This window comes from Streptococcus sp. 27098_8_91 (assembly GCF_041432385.1).
Classification (GTDB): Bacteria; Bacillota; Bacilli; order Lactobacillales; family Streptococcaceae; genus Streptococcus.
The window spans coordinates 1-23,065 of record NZ_JAPVZN010000013.1 but is presented as its reverse complement, the minus strand read 5'-3'; the positions used below and the strand labels follow the sequence as shown (position 1 = coordinate 23,065).

At 39.8% G+C, this 23,065-nt stretch carries 18 protein-coding genes; 10 read left to right on the top strand and 8 right to left on the bottom strand.

Annotated features, from left to right (window positions below):
* The first annotated feature begins 297 nt into the window (after nucleotides 1-297).
* The gene (locus tag O3611_RS09215) at nucleotides 298-7,833 is read left to right on the top strand and encodes an SIALI-17 repeat-containing surface protein (protein WP_371608447.1); all 7,536 of its coding nucleotides are present in this window, start codon (nucleotides 298-300) and stop codon (nucleotides 7,831-7,833) included.
* Nucleotides 7,834-8,377: 544 nt separating this feature from the next.
* On the opposite strand, the gene O3611_RS09210 is transcribed toward O3611_RS09215, so the two are convergent.
* On the bottom strand, nucleotides 8,378-9,223 hold the full coding sequence (locus O3611_RS09210) for a MurR/RpiR family transcriptional regulator (protein WP_371608446.1): 846 nt from the start codon (nucleotides 9,221-9,223) through the stop codon (nucleotides 8,378-8,380).
* A gap of 193 nt (nucleotides 9,224-9,416) precedes the next feature.
* Here O3611_RS09210 and pbp2b point away from each other — a divergent pair, with 193 nt between their 5' ends.
* The 8 genes from pbp2b (at nucleotide 9,417) to rpsI (ending at nucleotide 17,145) form a co-directional block, all read left to right on the top strand.
* On the top strand, nucleotides 9,417-11,459 hold the full coding sequence (gene pbp2b, locus O3611_RS09205; RefSeq protein ID WP_371608444.1) for a penicillin-binding protein PBP2B: 2,043 nt from the start codon (nucleotides 9,417-9,419) through the stop codon (nucleotides 11,457-11,459).
* Between the two features lie 10 nt (nucleotides 11,460-11,469).
* Complete coding sequence (recR, locus tag O3611_RS09200) at nucleotides 11,470-12,066, top strand: recombination mediator RecR (protein ID WP_000966747.1); 597 nt, start codon at nucleotides 11,470-11,472, stop codon at nucleotides 12,064-12,066.
* A 165-nt stretch (nucleotides 12,067-12,231) separates the two neighbouring features.
* A complete protein-coding gene (locus tag O3611_RS09195; RefSeq protein ID WP_371608443.1) occupies nucleotides 12,232-13,275 on the top strand; it encodes a D-alanine--D-alanine ligase in 1,044 nt (347 codons plus the stop codon).
* A gap of 53 nt (nucleotides 13,276-13,328) precedes the next feature.
* Nucleotides 13,329-14,702: a UDP-N-acetylmuramoyl-tripeptide--D-alanyl-D-alanine ligase gene (gene murF / locus O3611_RS09190; RefSeq protein ID WP_371608442.1), complete on the top strand. Its 1,374-nt coding sequence runs from the start codon at nucleotides 13,329-13,331 to the stop codon at nucleotides 14,700-14,702.
* Nucleotides 14,689-15,300, top strand: coding sequence for an NUDIX hydrolase N-terminal domain-containing protein (locus tag O3611_RS09185; RefSeq protein ID WP_371608441.1), 612 nt, complete (start codon nucleotides 14,689-14,691; stop codon nucleotides 15,298-15,300). Before murF ends, O3611_RS09185 begins: the two co-directional genes overlap by 14 nt.
* 120 nt (nucleotides 15,301-15,420) lie before the next feature.
* The gene (locus tag O3611_RS09180; RefSeq protein ID WP_371608440.1) at nucleotides 15,421-16,128 is read left to right on the top strand and encodes a TIGR02206 family membrane protein; all 708 of its coding nucleotides are present in this window, start codon (nucleotides 15,421-15,423) and stop codon (nucleotides 16,126-16,128) included.
* 159 nt (nucleotides 16,129-16,287) lie between these two features.
* Nucleotides 16,288-16,734 (top strand): 50S ribosomal protein L13, encoded by a 447-nt coding sequence (gene rplM, locus O3611_RS09175; RefSeq protein ID WP_001044622.1) that lies wholly within the window; start codon nucleotides 16,288-16,290, stop codon nucleotides 16,732-16,734.
* An 18-nt stretch (nucleotides 16,735-16,752) separates the two neighbouring features.
* Entirely contained in the window at nucleotides 16,753-17,145 is a 393-nt protein-coding gene (rpsI, locus tag O3611_RS09170) for a 30S ribosomal protein S9 (protein ID WP_000075973.1), read from the top strand.
* A gap of 106 nt (nucleotides 17,146-17,251) precedes the next feature.
* Here rpsI and xerC read toward each other — a convergent pair whose 3' ends face one another.
* The 7 genes from xerC to O3611_RS09135 form a co-directional block, all read right to left on the bottom strand.
* Nucleotides 17,252-18,469, bottom strand: coding sequence for a tyrosine recombinase XerC (gene xerC / locus O3611_RS09165; protein ID WP_371608438.1), 1,218 nt, complete (start codon nucleotides 18,467-18,469; stop codon nucleotides 17,252-17,254).
* Nucleotides 18,470-18,535: 66 nt separating this feature from the next.
* Nucleotides 18,536-18,799 carry a helix-turn-helix domain-containing protein gene (locus O3611_RS09160; RefSeq protein WP_371608437.1) on the bottom strand — a complete coding sequence of 88 codons (264 nt, stop codon included), beginning with the start codon at nucleotides 18,797-18,799 and terminating at the stop codon, nucleotides 18,536-18,538.
* 13 nt (nucleotides 18,800-18,812) lie between these two features.
* Nucleotides 18,813-19,466, bottom strand: coding sequence for a replication protein (locus tag O3611_RS09155; protein ID WP_371608436.1), 654 nt, complete (start codon nucleotides 19,464-19,466; stop codon nucleotides 18,813-18,815).
* A 202-nt stretch (nucleotides 19,467-19,668) separates the two neighbouring features.
* Nucleotides 19,669-20,199 carry a hypothetical protein gene (locus O3611_RS09150; protein WP_281335241.1) on the bottom strand — a complete coding sequence of 177 codons (531 nt, stop codon included), beginning with the start codon at nucleotides 20,197-20,199 and terminating at the stop codon, nucleotides 19,669-19,671.
* 72 nt (nucleotides 20,200-20,271) lie between these two features.
* Complete coding sequence (locus tag O3611_RS09145; RefSeq protein WP_281335242.1) at nucleotides 20,272-21,360, bottom strand: cell division protein FtsK; 1,089 nt, start codon at nucleotides 21,358-21,360, stop codon at nucleotides 20,272-20,274.
* Nucleotides 21,360-21,674 (bottom strand): hypothetical protein, encoded by a 315-nt coding sequence (locus tag O3611_RS09140; RefSeq protein WP_371608453.1) that lies wholly within the window; start codon nucleotides 21,672-21,674, stop codon nucleotides 21,360-21,362. The genes O3611_RS09145 and O3611_RS09140 overlap by 1 nt, the downstream gene beginning before the upstream one ends.
* 88 nt (nucleotides 21,675-21,762) lie before the next feature.
* A complete protein-coding gene (locus tag O3611_RS09135) occupies nucleotides 21,763-22,014 on the bottom strand; it encodes a sigma factor-like helix-turn-helix DNA-binding protein (protein WP_371608435.1) in 252 nt (83 codons plus the stop codon).
* A gap of 836 nt (nucleotides 22,015-22,850) precedes the next feature.
* Here O3611_RS09135 and O3611_RS09130 point away from each other — a divergent pair.
* A partial coding sequence (locus tag O3611_RS09130; RefSeq protein WP_371608434.1) for a hypothetical protein occupies nucleotides 22,851-23,065 on the top strand: 215 nt, incomplete at its 3' end.

Below are 23,065 nucleotides of genomic sequence, written 5' to 3'. Positions count from 1 at the left end.
TTAGTGGTAAATAGTGGCAAAAGTATTTAGTAAAAATCCAGTTAAAACTTTGGAAGCCCTTGCATTTTTCAGGATAATATAGTATATTTATTATACTGCAGAAACTCTAGGTAAAATTTTTGCTAGTTTGAGCCTTATTTTATTTTCAAGAAATGTAAGCGATTTCCTCATAAGGGCTTGCCCAAAAATAAATAGCTTAGGAGCAGAATTTTAAGCTAGGAAATCAAACAAAAATTGTCGCCAGATAACACTGGGCTCGGGCAGTAGCTGACTGCTCTAGAAGATTAGGAGTATTTGATGAAACAATATTTTTTAGAAAAAGGTAGAATCTTTAGTATTCGTAAACTGACTGTTGGTGTTGCTTCTGTAGCAGTCGGTCTTGCTTTTTTTGCATCTGGGAATGTTGCGGCTAGTGAACTTGTGACAGAACCGAAACTTGAAGTGGACGGTCAAGCAAAAGATACAGCAGATGTAGATCATGAAAAAGTAGAAGCGATAAAAGAAGAAGTAACTGAAAAAACAGAACCTGACATCGAGAAAGTGGCTAAGGAAGCCAAAACTACTGAAGTGGCTGGTGATGTACTCCCTGAAGAAATCTCTGATCGTGCTTATCCTGATACCTCAGTGAAACAAGTAGATACTTCAGCTATTGTTTCAGAAAGAGAAAGTCCACAAGTAGAGACTAAGAGTATATTGAAACCTACGGAAGTAGCTCCAACTGAAGGCGAAAAAGAAAATAGAGCCATTATCAATGGTGGGCAAGACCTTAAACGTATCAATTATGAAGGCCAGCCAGCTACCTCAGCTGCTATGGTTTATACAATTTTCAGTTCACCTTTAGCAGGTGGAGGTAGCCAACGTTATCTCAATTCTGGATCTGGAATCTTTGTAGCTCCAAATATTATGTTGACAGTAGCTCATAATTTCTTAGTCAAGGATGCGGATACCAATGCAGGTTCTATTCGTGGCGGTGATACTACTAAGTTTTATTACAATGTAGGTTCAAATACTGCTAAGAACAATTCTTTGCCAACTTCAGGAAATACGGTTTTGTTCAAGGAAAAGGATATTCATTTTTGGAATAAAGAAAAGTTTGGTGAAGGAATTAAGAATGATCTAGCTTTAGTAGTAGCACCAGTTCCACTTTCGATTGCAAGTCCAAATAAGGAAGCTACCTTTACTCCTCTTGCAGAACATCGTAACTATAAAGCTGGTGAACCAGTTAGTACCATAGGATATCCGACAGATTCCACTTCTCCAGAATTGAAGGAACCAATCATCCCTGGTCAGTTGTATAAGGCTGATGGTGTTGTTAAGGGTACTGAAAAGCTTGATGATAAAGGAGCAGTTGGCATCACTTATCGCCTGACTTCTGTTTCTGGTCTTTCTGGTGGTGGAATTATTAATGGTGATGGTAAAGTTATTGGAATTCACCAACATGGAACTGTTGATAATATGAATATCGCTGAAAAAGATCGCTTTGGAGGAGGACTTGTCCTATCGCCTGAACAACTAGCATGGGTCAAAGAAATCATTGATAAATATGGAGTCAAAGGCTGGTACCAAGGAGATAATGGTAATCGTTACTACTTTACTCCAGAAGGAGAAATGATTAGAAATAAGACAGCTGTTATTGGCAAAAATAAATACTCTTTCGATCAAAATGGTATTGCGACGCTTCTTGAAGGTGTTGACTATGGACGAGTTGTCGTTGAGCACCTAGACCAAAAAGATAATCCAGTCAAAGAAAACGATACTTTTGTTGAAAATACGGAAGTTGGAACTCAGTTTGACTATAACTATAAAACAGAAATTGAGAAAACTGACTTCTACAAGAAAAATAAAGAAAAATATGAGATTGTATCGATTGACGGAAAAGCTGTCAACAAGCAACTGAAAGATACTTGGGGAGAGGATTATAGTGTTGTGAGCAAGGCTCCTGCAGGAACTCGTGTCATTAAGGTTGTTTATAAAGTCAATAAAGGTTCCTTCGATCTTCGTTACCGCTTGAAAGGTACAGACCAAGAATTAGCGCCTGCAACTGTTGACAATAACGATGGTAAAGAATACGAAGTTTCCTTTGTTCATAGATTCCAAGCCAAAGAAATTACAGGCTACCGTGCAGTCAATGCAAGCCAAGAAGCAACAATCCAACATAAAGGAGTGAACCAAGTTATTTTTGAATACGAAAAAATAGAAGATCCAAAACCAGCAACTCCTGCGACTCCAGTAGTGGATCCAAAAGACGAAGAAACAGAAATTGGAAACTATGGACCACTGCCAAGTAAGGCTCAATTGGACTACCATAAGGAAGAATTGGCCGCCTTCATCCACTATGGAATGAATACCTACACTAACTCTGAATGGGGGAACGGTAGAGAAAATCCTCAAAACTTTAACCCAACTAACCTTGATACAGATCAGTGGATTAAGACCTTGAAGGATGCAGGATTTAAGCGAACAATCATGGTTGTAAAACACCACGACGGATTTGTGATTTATCCATCTAAATACACAGACCACACGGTAGCTGCTAGTCCATGGAAAAATGGTAAGGGAGATCTTCTCGAAGAAATCTCTAAATCAGCGACTAAATATAATATGAATATGGGTGTTTACCTATCACCATGGGATGCCAATAACCCTAAATATCATGTTTCAACTGAAAAAGAATACAACGAATACTATCTCAACCAACTGAAAGAAATCCTTGGCAATCCTAAATACGGAAACAATGGTAAATTTATCGAAGTATGGATGGACGGTGCGCGTGGTAGTGGAGCACAAAAAGTAACCTACACCTTTGACGAATGGTTCAAGTACATCAAAGAAGCTGAAGGAGATATCGCTATCTTCTCTGCTCAACCAACAAGTGTCCGTTGGATCGGTAATGAACGTGGTATCGCTGGAGATCCAGTTTGGCATAAGGTTAAGAAAGCTAAAATCACTGATGATGTGAAGAATGACTATCTCAACCATGGGGATCCAGAAGGGGATATGTACTCAGTTGGTGAAGCAGACGTTTCTATCCGTTCAGGTTGGTTCTACCATGACAATCAACAACCAAAATCAATCAAAGATTTGATGGATATCTACTTCAAGTCTGTTGGTCGTGGAACGCCACTTCTACTCAATATTCCACCTAATAAAGAAGGTAAATTCGCAGATGCAGATGTCGCTCGTTTGAAAGAATTCCGAGCAACCTTGGATCAAATGTATGCGACTGACTTTGCTAAGGGTGCAACTGTAACTGCAAGCTCTACTCGTAAGAATCACTTGTATCAAACAAGCAACCTAACAGATGGTAAGGATGATACTAGCTGGGCACTAGCAAATGATGCTAAGACAGGTGAATTTACTGTTGATCTTGGTCAAAAGAGACGCTTTGACGTGATTGAACTCAAAGAAGATATCGCTAAAGGTCAGCGTATCTCTGGATTCAAGGTTGAAGTTGAACTCAATGGCCGTTGGGTACCATACGGTGAAGGCTCAACTGTTGGTTATCGTCGCCTTATCCAAGGTCAACCAGTAGAAGCACAAAAGATTCGTGTGACTATTACTGGTGCGCAAGCGACTCCTATTTTGACAAACTTCTCTGTTTATAAAACACCAAGTAGTATCGAGAAAACAGATGGTTACCCTCTTGGATTGGATTACCATTCAAATACAACAGCAGATAAAGCAAATACAACTTGGTATGACGAATCTGAAGGTATCCGCGGAACATCTATGTGGACTAACCAAAAAGATGCAAGCGTAACTTACCGTTTCAACGGAACTAAGGCTTATGTCGTATCTACAGTGGATCCAAACCACGGAGAAATGTCGGTTTACGTTGATGGTCAAAAGGTTGCAGACGTACAAACCAATAATGCAGCTCGTAAACGTAGCCAGATGGTTTATGAAACAGATGACTTAGCTCCAGGTGAACATACCATCAAACTCGTTAACAAAACTGGAAAAGCTATTGCAACTGAAGGTATCTACACGCTCAACAATGCTGGTAAAGGTATGTTTGAGTTGAAAGAAACAACCTATGAAGTTCAAAAAGGCCAACCAGTTACTGTAACCATCAAACGTGTTGGTGGTAGCAAAGGAGTTGCGACAGTTCATGTCGTGACTGAGCCAGGAACAGGGGTTCACGGTAAGGTTTATAAAGATACAACGGCTGATTTGACCTTCCAAGATGGTGAAACAGAAAAGACTTTGACCATTCCTACAATTGACTTTACGGAACAAGCTGATTCAATCTTTGACTTTAAAGTGAAAATGACTAGCGCTTCAGACGATGCCTTGCTTGGATTTGCAACTGAAGCAACTGTTCGAGTAATGAAGGCTGAATTGCTTCAAAAAGATCAAGTAAGTCACGATGATCAGGCCAGTCAACTTGACTATAGCCCAGGTTGGCACCATGAAACCAATTCTTCTGGCAAATACCAAAACACTGAGTCTTGGGCATCATTTGGTCGTTTGACTGAAGAGCAAAAGAAAAATGCAAGCGTAACAGCTTACTTCTATGGAACAGGTCTTGAAATCAAAGGTTTTGTTGATCCTGGACATGGTATCTACAAGGTAACTCTGGATGGTAAAGAACTTGAGTATCAAGATGGTCAAGGAAATGCCTCTGATGTCAATGGCAAGAAGTACTTCAGTGGTACAGCAGCTACACGTCAAGGCGATCAGACTCTCGTTCGTTTGACTGGGCTAGAAGAAGGTTGGCATGCTGTAACCTTGCAATTGGATCCAAAACGAAATGATACCTCTAGAAATATTGGTATCCAAGTTGACCAGTTCATCACTCGTGGTGAAGATAGCGCTCTTTATACCAAAGAAGAATTAGTTCAAGCTATGAAGAACTGGAAGGATGAATTGGCTAAATTTGACCAAACAGCCTTGAAAAACACTCCAGAGGCGCGTCAAGCCTTCAAGTCAAACTTGGACAAATTATCAGAACAACTTTCAGCAAGCACTGTCGATGCGCAAGAGTTGATGCTGACAGCTACAACCTTACAAGCTATCCTTGATAAGGAAGACAACTACGGTTCAGATGACACACCGGCACCAGACCAGCCAGAGGAGCCGAACTACGACAAGGCTATGGCGAGTCTGGCAGAGGCCATCCAAAACAAGACCAAGGAACTTGGCGATGATAAGGAAGCTAAGAAGAAATTAGTTGAGTTGGCCGAACAAGCTCTTACTGCTATCCAGGAAGCTAAGACTCAGGATGCAGTAGATAAGGCTTTGGAAAATGCTCTAGCTGGTATTAATCAGCTTCAAGCGACTCCAAAAGAGGATCCAAAACCAGAGCCACCAGCACAGCCGGAAGAGCCTAAGATTGACTACGATAAGGCTATGGCAAGTTTGGCAGAGGCCATCCAAAACAAGAGTAAGGAACTAGGCAACGATAAAGAAGCTAAGAAGAAACTAGTTGAGTTGTCCGAGCAAGCAATCGCAGCGATTGAAGCAGCCAAGACACAGGATGCAGTCGATAAGGCCTTACAAGAATCTCTAACTTCCATCAATCAACTTCAAGCAACTCCGAAAGAGGATCCGAAACCAGAGCCACCAGCACAGCCGGAAGAGCCTAAGATTGACTATGATAAGGCTATGGCAAGCTTGGCAGAAGCTATTCAAAACAAGAGCAAGGAACTAGGCAACGATAAAGAAGCTAAGAAGAAACTAGTCGAGTTATCAGAACAAGCCATCGCAGCGATCGAAGCAGCCAAGACACAGGATGCGGTAGACAAAGCCTTACAAGAATCTCTAACTTCCATCAATCAACTTCAAGCAACTCCGAAAGAGGATCCGAAACCAGAGCCACCAGCACAGCCGGAAGATCCTAAGATTGACTACGATAAGGCTATGGCAAGCTTGGCAGAAGCCATTCAAAACAAGAGCAAGGAACTAGGCAACGATAAAGAAGCTAAGAAGAAACTAGTCGAGTTATCAGAACAAGCAATCGCAGCGATTGAAGCAGCTAAGACTCAGGATGCAGTAGATAAGGCTTTGGCAACTGGTCTAGCTGCTATCAATCAACTTCAAGCAACTCCGAAAGAGGAACCAAAACCAGAAGAACCAAGCAAACCAGAAGAGCCAACCATCGACTACGACAAGGCTATGGCAAGTCTGGGAGAAGCGATCGAAAGAAAGACTAAAGAACTTGGTGACGATAAAGAAGCTAAGAAGAAACTGGTTGAGTTGGCAGAGCAAGCTCTTGCTGCTATCGAAGAAGCTAAGACTCAAGATGCAGTAGATAAGGCTTTGGCAACTGCTCTAGCTGCTATTAATCAACTTCAAGCAACTCCGAAAGAGGATCCGAAACCAGAAGAGTCTAAAGTTGACCGCCATAAGGCGATTGCAGAATTGGCTGCAGCAGTCGAGAAAAAAGCTGCTGAACTTGTCGATGATGTAGCTGCACAGGAAAAACTGGTTGAACTTGGAGAGCAAGCCCTTACTGCCATCAGAGATGCTAAGACACAGGATGCGGTAGACAAAGCCTTGCAAGCAGCTCTAACTTTTATCAACCAACTTCAAGCGACTCCGAAAGAGGAAGTAAAACATTCAACAGTTCCAGCTGAAGGAGATAAGGTCTTAGTTCAAACGCAACCAAGCCTTGAAGTAACGACAGAACCAATCGCCTTTAATACTGTTCGTCGTGAGAATGCCTTCCTAGCTAAAGGTAAGGAACAAGTTGTTTCAGAAGGTAAAGCAGGTCAAGTAACGACTTATGTAGAAGTAGAGGGAGATACACGTAAGACAGTTAAGGTTGAACGTGAAGAAGCTCAAGATCGTGTCATCGAAGTTGGTACTTATGAAGGAACATCTGAGCCAGCTGAAGGTGTTAAAGAATTGAGCTTTAGTCAACCAAGTCTTGAGGTAGTTGAAGAACCAAGAGGCTTCAAGACAGTGAAGCAAGAAGATCCAACTCTTCCAGAAGGTAAAACTAGCGTGTCTCAAGTAGGTCGTGAAGGTAAAGAACGTATCATCACCGAAGTAGCATTGGATGGAAGCCGTACTGAAAAACTTCGCGAAGTTGTTGAAGAACCACAAGATGAGATTGTACTAGTCGGAACTAAGAAATTTGAAACAGGTAAAACAGATCCAGCGATTCATGAAGTAGCAGAGTTCACAGGTGGTGTCAATGGAATAGATGCAGCTAGCCATGAACTTCCAGAGTTTACTGGTGGTGTGACTGGTTCAGAAGCAGTTATTAGTGAAGAAGATCCAGAGTTCACAGGTGGTGTCAATGGAACAGAAGCAGCTAGTCATGAACTTCCAGAGTTTACTGGTAATGTCAATGGAGTAGAAGCAGCTAGTCATGAACTTCCAGAATTTACTGGTGGAGTAAATGGCTCAGAAGCAGTTGTTCGTGGAGAAGATCCAGAGTTCACAGGTGGTGTCAATGGAACAGAAGCAGCTAGTCATGAACTTCCTGAATTTACTGGTGGTATGACTGGTTCAGAAGCAGTTGTTCGTGGAGAAGATCCAGAGTTCACAGGTGGTGTCAATGGAACAGAAGCAGCTAGTCATGAACTTCCTGAATTTACTGGTGGAGTAAATGGAACAGAAGCAGCTGTTCAAGCAGAAGCCCCAGAGTTCACAGGTGGTGTCAATGGAGCAGAGGCAACTGTCCATGAGCTCCCAGAATACAAGGATGAGCAGTTACATGTAGCTCAGTCTATGTCACAAGACAAGACTTATCAAGTACCTGCAAATCGTCAAGATATTCTCCCTGAAACAGGCGCAAAAGAAACTGCTACCCTTGCAAGCTTGGGAGCTGTAGGAGCACTTCTTGGCTTAGCTGCAATGGGAAAGAAAAAAGAAGACGAATAGAATCTGTCAAACTCAAGAAACACTTTTGAGAAAGTATAGATTTCGTGGGAAGTTATTGCAGAATAGTAGTATTGTTTAAAGAAACTGCTGTAATAACTGTCCAAACTTCAGAGATTGAAACCAATAACTAATCTCAATTATAAAAAGCGAGCAAAACGAGTTTTCTGAGAGTCAGAATTCAGTCTTGTTCGCTTTTTTATAGTTGATTGAAATAAGATATGAACAAAAGAGATTAGGAAAGTCAAATCAATTTCTAAAAATGTTTTAGAATCCGTACTGTACTATTCTAAGTTCAATCTGCTATATATCAAGAATTAGGTGTAGAATTTTATGTTCATAAGTCATCAGTTATAGGACTTGAGCAAACTAATACTCAATGAAAATCAAAGAACAAACTAGGAAGCTAGCTGCAGGTTGCTCAAAGCACAGCTTTGAGGTTGCAGATAAAGCTGACGTGGTTTGAAGAGATTTTCGAAGAGTATAAAAACCAGCGACTTTAATCGCTGGTTACTCATATGATTATTCACTTGATAGGGATGAAGGCTTATCTAGACCTTCTATTTCTACGATAGCCATTTAGTTTTTTATTTTCCCAATAACTGTTAAAGATTTTTTCTTTACTTTCACGATCAATTTCTAGGAAATAAGCATAGAGTAGATCGATTAAAATCAACATAGGAAGTTGGGCAGAAATGCGTTGGATATAGGAAGCCTGACTCTGACTTGCCACCAATACAGTTTCTGTGAAGGCCTGAGTTTCCTTGCTAGGCATACTCGTAAAGAGAACGGTTTTAGCCCCCATATCTTGAGCGTCAAGTAGACTATCAATGATGGACGGAGTTGTTCCTGATAGGGAGAAGCCAAACACTAAACATTTTTCATCGATGATACTGGTCGTCCAGGCGAATCCATCTGGATCTGTTAAAGCTTCACAAACGACACCTAGTCTCATGAAACGTAATTTCATCTCACGCGCAACGAGACCAGAACTTCCAGTACCGAAAAAATAGACGCGTTCTGCTTGATCAATCATTTGGGCGATGCGCTCTAGTTGATCATCATCAATCAATTCTTGAGTCATTTCTCGGATATTTGTATAGCTTCTCAAGACTCTTTGAGTCAAAGGATTCATATCCTGTTGTGGAACGGAAAGGGTATCCTTTTGTTGTTGGTATTTGAAAATAAATTCCCGATAGCCCGTAAAGCCACATTTTTTGGCAAAGCGAGTGAGAGCCGCCTGAGAAATATGAAGTTTTTGCGTGACCTGCTGAGAAGACAAGTCATCATGAATGGTATCTGCCTGCAAAAAATAGCGGGCAATCTCTTGCTCTAAATCGGTCATTTCTTCAAAGTGAAGGTCAATAATCGTAGAGATGTCTTGCTTGTTCATTGGACTCCTTTATAGCTATTTGTCAAATTTTATTGATAAAAAATCCAGCAAATAATATAGCTCTTACTTCTATTATACCATAGATGCTTTGTTTTTGGATTAAAAGGAAAAGTCTTTTCTTTTTCCATAATTTTCTCATCAAATTATGGTACAATGAAGAGTGAGATTTTGATTAGAAACGAGATTGATTTGTATGAGAAAATTCAACAGCCATTCGATACCGACACGGCTTAATTTATTGTTTGCAATCGTTATTTTGCTCTTCATGACAATCATTGGCCGCTTGCTCTATATGCAAGTCTTAAACAAAGATTTTTATGAAGCTAAGTTGGCATCTGCTAGCCAGACGCGGGTTACAACGGGTTCTGCTCGTGGGGAAATCTATGATGCTACAGGAAAACCTTTGGTAGAAAACACAGTCAAACAAGTGGTTGCTTTCACACGAAACAACAAGATGACGGCTGCAGATTTAAAGGATATTTCTACTAAACTTTTAACTTATGTAACGGTATCCTCACCAGATTTAACGGAACGTCAAATTGCTGACTATTACCTAGCTGATCCAGCAGTTTATAAAAAAACGGTAGAGGCCTTACCAAAAGATAAGCGATTTGATTCTGATGGTAATCAACTTTCTGAATCGGATCTTTATAACAATGCTGTTGAGAGTGTTACCTCTAGCCAAACTAATTATACAGAGGATGAAAAGAAGGCTATTTATCTCTTTAGTCAGCTCAATGCAGTTGGAAATTTTGCAACAGGCAATATCCAAACAGATCCTTTAAATGATACTCAAGTTGCTCTAATCGCCTCTGCATCTAAAGAGTTACCTGGGATTAGCATCTCCACTTCGTGGGATCGCAAGGTCCTTGAAACTTCTCTTGCTTCAATCGTAGGAAGTGTTTCCAGTGAAAAGTCAGGTCTTCCAGCTGAGGAAGTGGACGCCTATCTTAAAAAAGGTTATTCCCTCAACGACCGTGTTGGGACCTCTTATCTTGAGAAACAATATGAGGAAGTCCTGCAAGGGAAACGTACTGTTAAAGAAATCCATCTAGATAAACATGGAGATATGGAGAGTGTAGAAAATATTGAGGAAGGTAGCAAGGGTAAAAACATCAAACTGACCATTGATTTGGCCTTCCAAGATAGCGTAGACAGTCTCTTAAAGAGTTATTTCAACTCAGAACTTGCCAATGGTGGAGCTAGATATTCAGAGGGTGTCTATGCAGTAGCCCTCAATCCTAAGACAGGTGCTGTATTAGCCATGTCAGGAATGAAGCATAATGTAGAGACTGGAGAACTGACCACAGACTCACTCGGAACTGTCACCAATGTCTTTGTTCCAGGATCTGTCGTTAAGGCAGCTACCATCAGTTCAGGTTGGGAAAATGGGGTCTTGTCAGGAAATCAAACCTTGACAGATCAACCAATCGTCTTCCAAGGTTCTGCCCCTATCAATTCCTGGTATACCCCTTATTATGGTTCTTTCCCGATTACAGCAGTTGAGGCCTTGGAGTATTCATCAAATACCTACATGGTCCAAACTGCTCTTGGAATCATGGGGCAAACTTATCAGCCGAATATGACAGTAGGAACCAGCAATCTTGAATCTGCCATGGGAAAACTTCGTTCAACCTTTGGTGAATATGGTTTGGGCGTGTCAACAGGGATCGATTTACCAGATGAGTCAACAGGCTTTATCCCTAAAGACTATGATTTGGCCAACTATCTAAATAATGCCTTTGGGCAGTTTGATAACTACACACCGATGCAGTTAGCTCAGTATGTAGCAACTATTGCCAATAATGGTGTCCGCTTAGCTCCTCATATCGTGGAAGGAGTCTACGACAACAATGAACAAGGTGGTTTGGGAGAACTCATTAAGCAAACGGACAGCACAGAAATGAATAAGATTAATATTTCTGAGTCTGACATGTCTATCTTGCAACAAGGGTTTTATCAAGTGTCTCACGGAACAAGTGCTCTCACGACAGGTCGTGCCTTTTCAAATGGGGCAGCAGTCTCCATCAGCGGGAAAACCGGTACAGCCGAAAGTTATGTTAACGGTGGCCAAAAATCCGACAATACCAACGCCGTAGCCTATGCGCCAACCGATAATCCGCAGATTGCAGTCGCAGTTGTTTTCCCGCATAATACGAATCTAACTAATGGTGTCGGACCTTCGATTGCTCGTGACATTATCAATCTATACAACCAACACCATCCAATGAACTAGAAAGGAAGCCATGCTTTACCCAACACCTATAGCTAAGCTGATTGACAGTTATTCTAAACTTCCAGGTATCGGGATTAAGACAGCAACCCGACTGGCCTTTTATACCATTGGGATGTCGGATGATGACGTCAATGAATTTGCAAAAAATCTTCTTGCAGCCAAGCGAGAATTGACCTATTGCTCTATTTGTGGACGCTTGACAGATGATGATCCTTGTTCTATCTGTACCGATCCTAGCCGTGACCAGTCTACGATTCTGGTTCTGGAGGATAGCCGAGATGTTGCTGCTATGGAAAACATCCAAGAATACCACGGGCTTTATCATGTTTTACACGGTTTGATTTCCCCTATGAATGGAATTAGCCCAGATGACATCAACCTCAAAAGTCTCATGACTCGCCTCATGGATAGCGAAGTTTCAGAGGTTATCGTGGCCACCAATGCAACAGCAGATGGTGAGGCGACCTCCATGTATATCTCTAGACTTCTTAAACCTGCAGGGATTAAGGTCACTCGTCTAGCACGAGGTCTGGCAGTAGGAGCTGATATCGAATATGCGGACGAAGTAACGCTCCTAAGAGCCATTGAAAATCGTACCGAACTTTAGTCTGTAAGGATATCGAACAGGCAATTAGTTAGCAGATAAGACTTTAAGAAATCAAGAGATTGGATTTATTTTTAATCCAGTCTCTTTTGTGCTATTCAAGTTTAAAAAAATAAACAAATGTGATATACTAAAAAGCGAGTATTCTAGTAGAAATAGGACAATCATATGAAACAAATAATTATTCTATTATATGGTGGACGCAGTGCAGAGCGTGAAGTGTCTGTATTGTCAGCTGAGAGTGTCATGCGTGCGGTTAACTATGACCGTTTTGAAGTCAAAACTTTCTTTATCAGCCAGTCTGGTGATTTTATCAAAACCCAAGAATTTACCCAAACTCCTAGCCAAGATGAACGTCTCATGACCAATGAAACGATTGATTGGGACAAGAAAATTGCTCCAAGTGCCATCTACGAAGAAGGCGCAGTTGTTTTTCCAGTTCTTCATGGACCTATGGGAGAAGACGGTTCCGTTCAAGGTTTCCTAGAAGTCTTGAAAATGCCTTACGTTGGTTGCAATATCTTGTCTTCAAGCCTTGCTATGGATAAGATTACTACCAAGCGTGTCTTGGAGTCTGCTGGGATTGCCCAAGTTCCTTACGTAGCTATCGTTGAAGGGGATGACTTGGCTTCTAAGATTGCTGAAGTTGAGGGGAAATTGACTTATCCAGTTTTCACAAAACCGTCAAATATGGGTTCTAGTGTTGGGATTTCTAAGTCTGAAAATAAAGAGGAACTCCATCAAGCTCTAGAGCTTGCCTTCAAGTACGATAGTCGTGTCTTGGTAGAACAAGGGGTAAATGCCCGTGAAATCGAGGTTGGACTTTTAGGAAACTATGATGTCAAGAGCACTCTTCCTGGTGAAGTTGTCAAAGACGTAGCCTTCTATGACTATGATGCCAAATATATCGATAACAAAATTACTATGGATATCCCAGCTAAGATTAGCAATGATGTGATATCGGTTATGCGCAAGAATGCCGAAACTGCCTTCCGTGCTATCGGTGGACTTGGATTGTCGCGTTGCGACTTCTTCTATACAGATAAGGGAGAAGTTTTCCTAAATGAGTTAAATACGATGCCAGGCTTCACCCAATGGTCTATGTATCCCTTGCTTTGGGACAATATGGGGATTAGCTATCCAGAATTAATCGAGCGTTTGGTTGATCTTGCTAAGGAAAGTTTTGACAAGCGTGAAGCGCACCTAGTGTAAAGACAGGCATAAGGGCGGGAAGAGACTTCTTGCCCCTTTTTAAAGGAGTAAATATGAAACTTACGATTCACGAAGTTGCGCGTCTTGTTGGTGCTAAAAATGACGTATCAGTCTATCCAGATAGTCTGCTAGTCAAGGCAGAGTTTGATAGTCGTTTGATTGCTGAGGGGGATTTGTTTATTCCTCTCAAGGGAGCGCGTGATGGTCATGATTTTATCGAGACAGCCTTTGAAAATGGCGCTGCTGTAACTCTATCAAAGAAGGAAGTCGAAGGGCATCCCTATATTCTAGTAGATGATGTCTTATCTGCTTTTCAAACTCTAGCAGCTAGCTATCTTCAAAAAACAGGTGTAGATGTCCTTGCTGTTACAGGTTCAAATGGAAAGACTACTACCAAGGATATGTTAGCCCATTTGCTTTCTACAAGCTACAAAACCTACAAAACGCAGGGCAACTACAATAACGAGATTGGACTACCTTATACAGTTCTCCATATGCCAGATGATACTGAAAAGTTAGTCTTGGAAATGGGGCAGGATCATTTAGGAGATATCCATCTTTTATCTGAACTGACTCATCCAAAGACAGCTATTGTGACTTTAGTTGGGGAAGCCCATTTGGCCTTCTTTAAGGACCGTTCAGAGATTGCCAAAGGTAAATTACAGATTGCTGATGGAATGGAGAAAGGTAGCTTGCTCTTGGTGCCATCTGATCCCATTGTAGAGGATTATCTACCTACTGACAAAAAAGTGGTTCGCTTTGGCCCAGGTGCAGAACTCGAAATTACAGAATTAACTGAGCGTAAGGATAGCTTAACCTTCAAGGCTAATTTCTTGGAGCAGGCTCTTGACTTGCCAGTAACAGGTAAGTACAATGCGACTAATGCTATGATAGCTTCTTACGTTGCCCTGCAAGAAGGAGTGACGGAGGAGCAGATTGGTCAAGCCTTCCAAAATCTAGAATTGACCCGCAATCGTACCGAGTGGAAAAAAGCTGCCAATGGGGCAGATATCCTATCAGATGTTTACAATGCTAATCCAACAGCTATGAAGTTGATTTTAGAAACTTTTTCAGCTATTCCAGCTAATGAAGGTGGTAAGAAACTCGCAGTTCTGGCGGATATGAGGGAGCTTGGAGAGCAGTCTGTTCAACTTCATAATCAAATGATTTTGAGCATTACACCCGATATTCTTGATACCGTTATTTTCTACGGTGAAGACATTGCTGACTTAGCTCAATTAGCCAGTCAAATGTTCCCAATCGGCCATGTTTACTACTTCAAGAAAACTGCTGAAGAAGACCAGTTTGAAGCTATGGTCAAGCAGGTCAAGGAAAGTCTTGGAGCACATGACCAGATTTTGCTTAAAGGTTCTAACTCTATGAATCTAGCCAAGTTAGTAGAAAGTCTAGAAAATGAGCACAACTGATTTCGCCAAAGCTATTCAGAGAATGTTGGCCATCACTGATACTGGTTTGACCTATACAAAGGATCCTTATGACCGTGAACGTTATGAGGATTTACGTCAGATTTTATGGAGTGTCTTGCAGGATCAAACAGAGCTTGTTCAAGAGGAATTGACTGCAATTTTAAAACCAACAGGTAGCTATGCAACTCCCTTGATGGATGTAAGGGCATGGATTGTTCAAAATCAGAAGGTTTGCCTGGTTAGAGGGCAAGGAGAGGATACTTGGGCATTACCTGGTGGTTTTGGCGAGGTAGGATATTCTCCCAAGGAAAATATCCGAAAAGAAGTTCAGGAAGAAACAGGCTTTTCGGCAGAAGTAGGCTCTTTATTGGCGGTTTTTGATACCAATCGCTTTCAACTTCAGAACAAACAGTATGCCAAGTTCGTCTTTGACTGTCAGTTATTGGATGGACAATTTCAAGAAAATCAAGAAATTGCAGAACTTGAATTTTTTGATATCAAGAATCTCCCACCCCTATCTGAAAAACGAATAACCCAAGAACAAATGGAAATTCTATGGCAGATCTATCAGGGTGAGCGGGAACAATATGTCGATTAGAAGCTTTGTTTTATATTAAGATCGACAGTTTCTTTTACACAAAATTATAAGAAATAAATGTAAGCTAGGCTCTATAAAAATCAGTAAGAGATTGGCTTATATGAAAATGAGGAAAGTTACATGAATTTTTGGGAAGCTTTATTTAGTACGCAGCCGACGGAGCCACCCCAGTTTGACCTTCTTTGGTATGGAAGTCTATTTACCTTATTAGCATTGACTGTGTTTCTGGCCTATCGTTATGGTGAGAAAAAGGCCTGTCAGCGATTTTTCCAGATTTTACAGGCGGTACAGCTAATCCTGCTCTACGGATGGTATTTAGTAAATCAGATGCCTCTAACTGAAAGTCTACCCCTTTATCATTGCCGTTTGGCTATGTTTGTAGTGCTTTTGACCCCGGGTGTCTCTAGAGTCAAGCAGTATTTTGCTGTATTGGGAACCTTTGGAACTTTGGCAGCTTTTATTTATCCAGTGCCAGATCCCTATCCCTTCCCCCACATTGCCATCCTGTCCTTTATTTTCGGACACTTAGCTCTCTTTGGAAATTCCTTGATTTATCTCTTGAAGGACTATGATGCTAGCTTATTGGACTTCAAACGAACCCTAATCATCACATCTTCCCTTAATGCTGTGATTTTTGTGGTTAATCTAATGACGGGTGGAGATTATGGTTTTTTGACAAAACCGCCATTGGTTGGAGACCACGGTCGTCTGATCAATTATCTTGTGGTTACGCTATTCTTGACTTGTGCCATTTATTTAGTCTCTAAAATTTTTCAGACGATCCTTCAGGAACAGGAAGAAAAAAGGTGGAGAATCTGGCAGAAATAAAAAAATATTTTCCCAATCTCTTGACTTTTATCTGAGAATTTTGATACAATAGTAGACGGTATTGTTTACCCCATTTGTAAGGCCCCGGAACCTTTCAAATAACTTGCGGACCGGAACATCCGCCCTGTAAACAAAAACGATATTCATATAGGAGAAATCATGAACAAAACTACATTCATGGCTAAACCAGGCCAAGTAGAACGCAAATGGTACGTTGTTGACGCAACTGATGTACCTCTTGGACGCCTTTCAGCAGTTGTTGCTAGCGTACTTCGCGGAAAAAACAAACCAACATTCACACCACACACTGATACAGGTGACTTCGTAATCGTTATCAATGCTGAAAAAGTTAAATTGACTGGTAAAAAAGCATCTGATAAGATTTACTACACTCACTCAAACCACCCAGGTGGATTGAAATCAATCTCTGCTGGTGAACTTCGTTCTAAAAATGCAGTACGTTTGATCGAGAAATCAGTTAAAGGTATGCTTCCACACAATACTCTTGGCCGCGCTCAAGGTATGAAATTGAAAGTATTCGTTGGAGCTGAGCACACTCACGCTGCACAACAACCAGAAGTTCTTGATATTTCAGGACTTATCTAAGGAAAGGAACAATAAAGTATGTCACAAGCACAATATGCAGGTACTGGACGTCGTAAAAACGCTGTTGCACGCGTTCGCCTTGTTCCAGGAACTGGTAAAATCACTGTTAACAAAAAAGATGTTGAAGAGTACATCCCACACGCTGACCTTCGTCTTGTCATCAACCAACCATTCGCAGTTACTTCAACTGTAGGTTCATACGACGTTTTCGTTAACGTTGTAGGTGGTGGATACGCTGGTCAATCAGGAGCTATCCGTCACGGTATCGCTCGTGCCCTTCTTCAAGTAGACCCAGACTTCCGCGATTCATTGAAACGCGCAGGACTTCTTACACGTGACTCACGTAAAGTTGAGCGTAAGAAACCAGGTCTTAAGAAAGCTCGTAAAGCATCACAATTCTCAAAACGTTAATCAATACGATTATATCAACGTTTCAAAGCACTCAAAAGTTTACCTTATGGGTGCTTTTTTCGTGTTTTTTTGAAAAGTTCACCTCAAAGTTTACCTTATTTTCACCTTATTGTTTTAGAGACTTTAAAGCAAATTCACCAACTGCCATAGGAACTACATTAGAAGTATTTACATAAATCTGTGTTGTTCCTGTGTCACTGTGTGTTAGAGCCTCAGAAATAGCTTCTAAGCTCATTCCTGCTTGTTTAGCAAGCGTTGCTCCTGTATGTCGCAGTTTATGAGGTGTAGCATGTGCCAGCTCTTTATGTCGCTTTCTGATACTTTTCATTTTATTGTTTAGATAGTCAGCATGTAAAGGCTTGTTGATGTTTCCTCTTGTGTCGATATATGTAAAAACAAATTGTTCTGGGTTACTGATGATGCCAAACTTTGCTAGTTCATATTTTTGTTGCTCTTTCCAAGAGGTAAGAAGTTGAAGTAAGTCATTAGAAATAGAGAAAATAGTTTTCTTATTTCCCTTAGTTGATTTTACTTGTCCATATCTATCTAAAGCTTGAATTAGCTGAATCTGTGATTTTGAAAAGTCGATATGTTTCCACTGGAGAGCATATGTTTCTGATTTTCTATCTCCAAGGAAAAAAGTGAGATAGAAAAGGACGTAATCTTTGAGTGAGATTTTATCGTTTTCTAAATCCTCTTTAAAAGCTGAGAACCATTCTTGGAGTTGCTCATGAGTTAAATATAAATCTTCATCACGTTTTGATTCTGCAAGTTGAATTTTTTTAACAGCCTTAATTCGTCTTAAAGTTTTTGCAACTTTATTAGCTTCTATATACTCAAGTTCTTCTGCCCAATCAAAAATGGAAATCACATAGCTACGTAAAGATTTGAAGTTGGCATATTCATTAGCCTTAGATGTCATTAGATTTAGGATAACTTGCTTATTTTGATTTAGAAACTGTATCGTATAGTTTCCAAGAAGTGGTAGTATATGTTTTTCAAAACATGTTTTGGTATTAGCAACTGTTGACCTGTTTGGTGGCTTAGAAGTAGATGTAGTTTGTCCTGCTTTATAAGAGTCCCACCAGATATTGTTATAGAAGTCTGAGAAAAGAATATCTCCTTTTGCTAGTCCTGTAAATTCATTATCTTCTATTTGATTTAACTTGGTAAGCAAGTCTATTTCAGCTTGCCTTGCCTCCTTTCTTGTTTTGAATCTCTTATCGTAGTAATTGCTATTAACAATACCAAGTGGCATTCGTGCATCTATTGGAATGTAGATTTTTAAACGATAAGTACCATTTTGTGTTTTAGTGATAGTCATGATATTCTCCTTGTGTATCGAACCAGAAAATATCATGACTATTATAAAACAAAAATCTTGATATTTCTAGTTATGTAAGTTTAGCCATTGATCGATAGCGTCTTTATGGAATCGAATCGTTTTACCGATTTTGATTTTGGGTAAGCCTTTTACAATCCAAGAATCCAGTGTATTATTTGATATACCTAAATAGCTACAAGCTTGTTGTTTGTTCAAATAGGGACTATCGATACCGCTCTTGTTTAATTGCTCTCTGATTTCTTTATTTATAAGATTAGAGAGTAAAAGTTGAATTTGTTGAATTTGTTCATCTGGTAAGATTACTTGCATAGCTTTTCCTCCATTATACTTCTATTGAAGTATTGTTTGATATGACGTCACTAGTTTCATTAGGAGTATTCGTCAAGGAATTTTCTGATGAAGTTATTTTACTTTTGTCTGTGCTATACCTTCGTGAATCTAAATATTTGGCGAAAAAGTATGTTTTATCTACGATAAGCCTTAATAAGCTCGGATTTTCTTCTCTCGCATATCTAACCAAATGATTAAACTCTGTGAAATTCTTCTTGTCTATCACGTCAATAATAGTTGATAGAAAATCATCGTTGTTATTGTTTATGAGGAATTTGTCTAATTCAAATCCGCATCCGGTCTCTATGTCTTTAATATCGTACTGACTTTTCTCAGGATTCTCTGCGTGGACAAAGTAGTCATACATCCCCTTGGGAGATATAATAGGCTCTACATGGGCAGGCCCCTTTAATTTATCCTTGATGAGTTCAGATACTTGAGAATAACTTTTGAGTGAATCAAAGAAAAAGGCACCATGTTTATGAGCTTTTTTAAGCTCCCCTGTTTTTCTATTAACATCTTTATCGTGCCAAGGGGATAAGATAAAGGGAATATGAAGACCTTCAAGGATTTCTAAATAGTCTTCAGGGGCGCTTTCTCTGTAGAAAAGAAAAGCCCATTTATTGGAACGTTGTTCTTTTGACATATGCAACATACCTCGCTTTCAAATTGTATTACTATCTATAAGGAGATTTAGAAGGGTTCTTTCGGAAGGTGGAAGACGTTTTTTTGATATTTTTGTGATTATTGATTATTGGACTAACGGGGTCGTAGTAACCCGTTAGTCCATATACCAAGCAGACGGGCGCTAGGTGGCGTTCACTTCGTGCGCCATAGCGCCCGTCCTATCATTTACGTCTTGTTCCGATAAAGTAGAAGTCCATGCCCTTTCTTTCAGGTCTTGAAAAATAATAGTCAGGATTGCGACTAGAAATTTCTTCACTGATGATTGTTTCTAAATCTTTTAGAATTCTAATGGCTTGTTGAGATTTGGGGACAGGAATAATCAAGGTTGTGCTTTCCTCTCGTATATCTACAACCACTTTCTGAATCGCTTTATTGAACTGTCTGTTGATAAGGTTGTATCTCTTTACATTTCCTTGCTCGCTTGTGCTTACCGTTTCTGAGTGTTCTCTTTGAATCAGAAAAAGACGAAGAGAAAAGGTCTGTATGATGGATTTAAAGAGGTTAATTATTCTATCTTCACTCTGGCGTATCTTGATTTCATAGCCAAGCAATCCAAAGAATAAGAGAAGGGACAAGAAAGAAATAGATGAGCTGATAAAGTGAAGTAAATTCAGGAAGTCAAACAGAGATGTGAAATAGATACTGTTTTCCAAGGGATTCATTCCAAGCCTCAATAAGATTGAAATAAGCATAGATAGGATTCCTACTATAAAAAGGGTAGTTGCTGGATGTATGGTTTTTTGAAAATTCGTTTTTTTCATAGTCTATAAAATTCCTTTCGTGGTGTAATAGGTGGGGCAGAGGAGGGGGAGAACTTGATAGGGATGTTCGTTATCAATGATTTGAATTAAGCCAGTTCCTTTTCCGATTGGAATAACAATGCCTTCTGGGTCAAGGTTGGGAAACAAAAACTGTGTGGTCTTTTTATTAATGTTTCCAATTTGTATCAGAACATTTAATTGTTCTCGAACAGAAACTGGTATGGTAGTATGGTCAAAGCGTTGACTGACTAGAAGTAAATGAACTCGTGTGGCTCGTCCCAGTAACGCGATTTGAGACAATAAAGAGAAGAAGGAATCTTTTATGGTTTTATTGACCCCTTCTGACAAGGCAAGGACTTCATCAATGACAATAGTCAAGTGCTTAAACTCATATCGTGGATTTTCAAATAAAATCCCTTGCCTTTTATGGATGAGTGTCAAACACTGGCTCAAACTTTCGTTAATTTCTGACACAAAATCAGACTTAGAACGGTTTTCATGGGGATGAATGACAGGGATTTGGTGTTCTCTTGACCAACGTGATGGTGTATCAAATTTAGGGTCAATGATAATCAAGTCTGAGAAGTTTCTGAGGACACTTAAAAGGTATGTAAGCGCATAGCTTTTCCCACTACCTGAATTTCCTGCAATCGCAAGTGATGTTACCTTATCATAGTTAATGGTTAGATTTTTCATGATAGGAATATTATTGCCCTTTAGAGATGAGGCAAATGTTTCAAGGTCTGGAATAACCAAGCGTTCCGAAACTCCTCTTTTCCATGGGAAGAATAAGCCTCGCTGAACATGAATATCCTCTGCCTTTAATGCGACAAAGTAAGCCGAATTTTGCTTTAGTAATGTATACTGTGGATATAATGATGCATTAGCAATTAAGAAAATCTTCTGATACAAGTCATCATCAATGATAAAGCCACAAGGAAGGCGAGGGACAAAGATAAAACCGTCTTCTTTGACAAGAATGTTAAAAGAGTTGGTGTAGGATGTTTCACCCTGTAAGACAGAGCCCAAACCCATATTTAGGCTCTGCAACAGGTATTGTTCCAACTCTCTTTGTGTGAGAGTTGAAACCATTAGTTCACCTCTTTCAATCCGTCAGCTTTGAAGTAGACATTGTAGTTAACTTCGCATGCCATTAGACTTTCAAATGAAACCAGAGATAGGTAGTCTGGTAGTTCAGGTGCTTCTGTAAATTTCACTTGAAAAGGAGGGAGACCTTTTTGTCCAAACCAAGCTTTATAAGCGACAATTTCCCCTGTCGGTTTATTGTTTTCGTACTTTTGTTGGGGTTCGAGTTCGTCACTCAGTAAGTAGATAGGAGCGTTGAGGTCAACGTATTGTTCTGCTATTTTATTTGAGTAACCGCTTTTGCGGTGTTGTGGTTTGATTTTCATATGATTATACCTTTCTATATGAAGCTTAAAAAGTGAAAAGGGACAAGCTCGGTTTCATGTCATGAGCTGGACAGTTCTTTATTTATTCTTCAAGTTTTTCCCTCAGAAGTTTGAGTGATTTTTCTAGCCTTCTTTTGACTGTTTTGTCACTGAGGTGAACTTCTTCAGCTAATTGAGTAAAATTCTTATCTTCAAAGAAGTAACCATAGATAATGCTTTGTACGATATCGTCAAACTTATCAATTGTCTGATAGACTATTTGGATATCTTCTTGATAAATGAGCATTTCAAGAGGATTGGAGTGTCTGAAGTCATCTGGTAGAAAGTCAAGCATTTCTTTCCTCTTATAGATGAAGTTGAGGCTGAGTTTTCCATGATACCTGTCTTTCCTTTCTGCGTTATCGAATGGTAATGATAAAAGATGGACAACTCTTTTCCAGTTGTCACGTTCAGCCGCTTCCTTAATTTTTTTTCTCTTCGGATAGCGACCTTGTCAGGTTTGGGTTGTTTTGAATTTTCTTTTGCCATGATTCTTTACCTTTCTTATGGACAAAAATAGTTAACGTGTTCTTGCTCGGTTTAACATCATGAGCTGGATGGCTGTTCTTGTTTATAAGGAGATTTTTTGGGAGTTTTCGGACTAAAAAGTGAAAAAAGTTCAGAAAAAACAAAAAATCCCCCACAACACTTGTGGGGGGAGGGTAGGGCAAAGATTTGTAACTGAAATTTAACTTGACAGAATCTTGATTTTGGAGTATAATTCCCTTTAGGGAATAAACAATTGAAAATAAATTTTTTTTTATGAATAAATTGGTGTTTGAGGTGAAACCTCATTATTCTTATAATTCGTGTATACGAATTATAAGTTTGAAGTAGGAGAGATTCCCGCGTTTTAGGAATTTTTGACTAAGCCTCAGGCTTTTTTTTTATAAATTTTAACTATTCTCACATTATGATGTTGTCCTGTTTGTTTTCTTAACAAATGTTGCATTTAAGGGTATTATAGGAATGATAATATAAACTAGGAAAATGTTGTTTTTAAAGTACTTTAAAATTAGATGAAATAAGCGGTGCCCCAACTACTATTGAAGAGAAATACTACATAAAATAGTTTTAAAAAACTGTATAATATGATAAAATAGGACTATAAAATTATCAAAAGGAGTTTATATGATGGAATCAAACGCACAAGGCCATGGCGCCATCAAAAAAGCGGTTATTTCAACGCTTGCAATCTCGGCTCTTGGGGTAACTACTGGGGTATCTGCTAATGAGACTGAGGTAGCAGTTAATGAGCCAGCAACAAAAGTAGTTGCCAATAACGAGGTTGTTGCTAAAGTTCCTACTCAAGCTGATGTTGATAAGGCTAAGGCTGAGTCAGACAA

What these genes read in the sequence shown, in the direction of transcription:
- O3611_RS09135 (WP_371608435.1), bottom strand. Translation starts at nt 22,014, where the DNA reads ATGCTTGACTTTCTACCAGATGACTTCAGACACTCCAATCCTCTTGAA.
- O3611_RS09215 (WP_371608447.1), top strand. Translation starts at nt 298, where the DNA reads ATGAAACAATATTTTTTAGAAAAAGGTAGAATCTTTAGTATTCGTAAA.
- O3611_RS09145 (WP_281335242.1), bottom strand. Translation starts at nt 21,360, where the DNA reads ATGGTTTCAACTCTCACACAAAGAGAGTTGGAACAATACCTGTTGCAG.
- O3611_RS09195 (WP_371608443.1), top strand. Translation starts at nt 12,232, where the DNA reads ATGAAACAAATAATTATTCTATTATATGGTGGACGCAGTGCAGAGCGT.
- O3611_RS09160 (WP_371608437.1), bottom strand. Translation starts at nt 18,799, where the DNA reads ATGCAAGTAATCTTACCAGATGAACAAATTCAACAAATTCAACTTTTA.
- O3611_RS09155 (WP_371608436.1), bottom strand. Translation starts at nt 19,466, where the DNA reads ATGTCAAAAGAACAACGTTCCAATAAATGGGCTTTTCTTTTCTACAGA.
- murF (WP_371608442.1), top strand. Translation starts at nt 13,329, where the DNA reads ATGAAACTTACGATTCACGAAGTTGCGCGTCTTGTTGGTGCTAAAAAT.
- O3611_RS09150 (WP_281335241.1), bottom strand. Translation starts at nt 20,199, where the DNA reads ATGCTTATTTCAATCTTATTGAGGCTTGGAATGAATCCCTTGGAAAAC.
- pbp2b (WP_371608444.1), top strand. Translation starts at nt 9,417, where the DNA reads ATGAGAAAATTCAACAGCCATTCGATACCGACACGGCTTAATTTATTG.
- O3611_RS09180 (WP_371608440.1), top strand. Translation starts at nt 15,421, where the DNA reads ATGAATTTTTGGGAAGCTTTATTTAGTACGCAGCCGACGGAGCCACCC.
- xerC (WP_371608438.1), bottom strand. Translation starts at nt 18,469, where the DNA reads ATGACTATCACTAAAACACAAAATGGTACTTATCGTTTAAAAATCTAC.
- O3611_RS09185 (WP_371608441.1), top strand. Translation starts at nt 14,689, where the DNA reads ATGAGCACAACTGATTTCGCCAAAGCTATTCAGAGAATGTTGGCCATC.
- O3611_RS09210 (WP_371608446.1), bottom strand. Translation starts at nt 9,223, where the DNA reads ATGAACAAGCAAGACATCTCTACGATTATTGACCTTCACTTTGAAGAA.
- recR (WP_000966747.1), top strand. Translation starts at nt 11,470, where the DNA reads ATGCTTTACCCAACACCTATAGCTAAGCTGATTGACAGTTATTCTAAA.
- rpsI (WP_000075973.1), top strand. Translation starts at nt 16,753, where the DNA reads ATGTCACAAGCACAATATGCAGGTACTGGACGTCGTAAAAACGCTGTT.
- rplM (WP_001044622.1), top strand. Translation starts at nt 16,288, where the DNA reads ATGAACAAAACTACATTCATGGCTAAACCAGGCCAAGTAGAACGCAAA.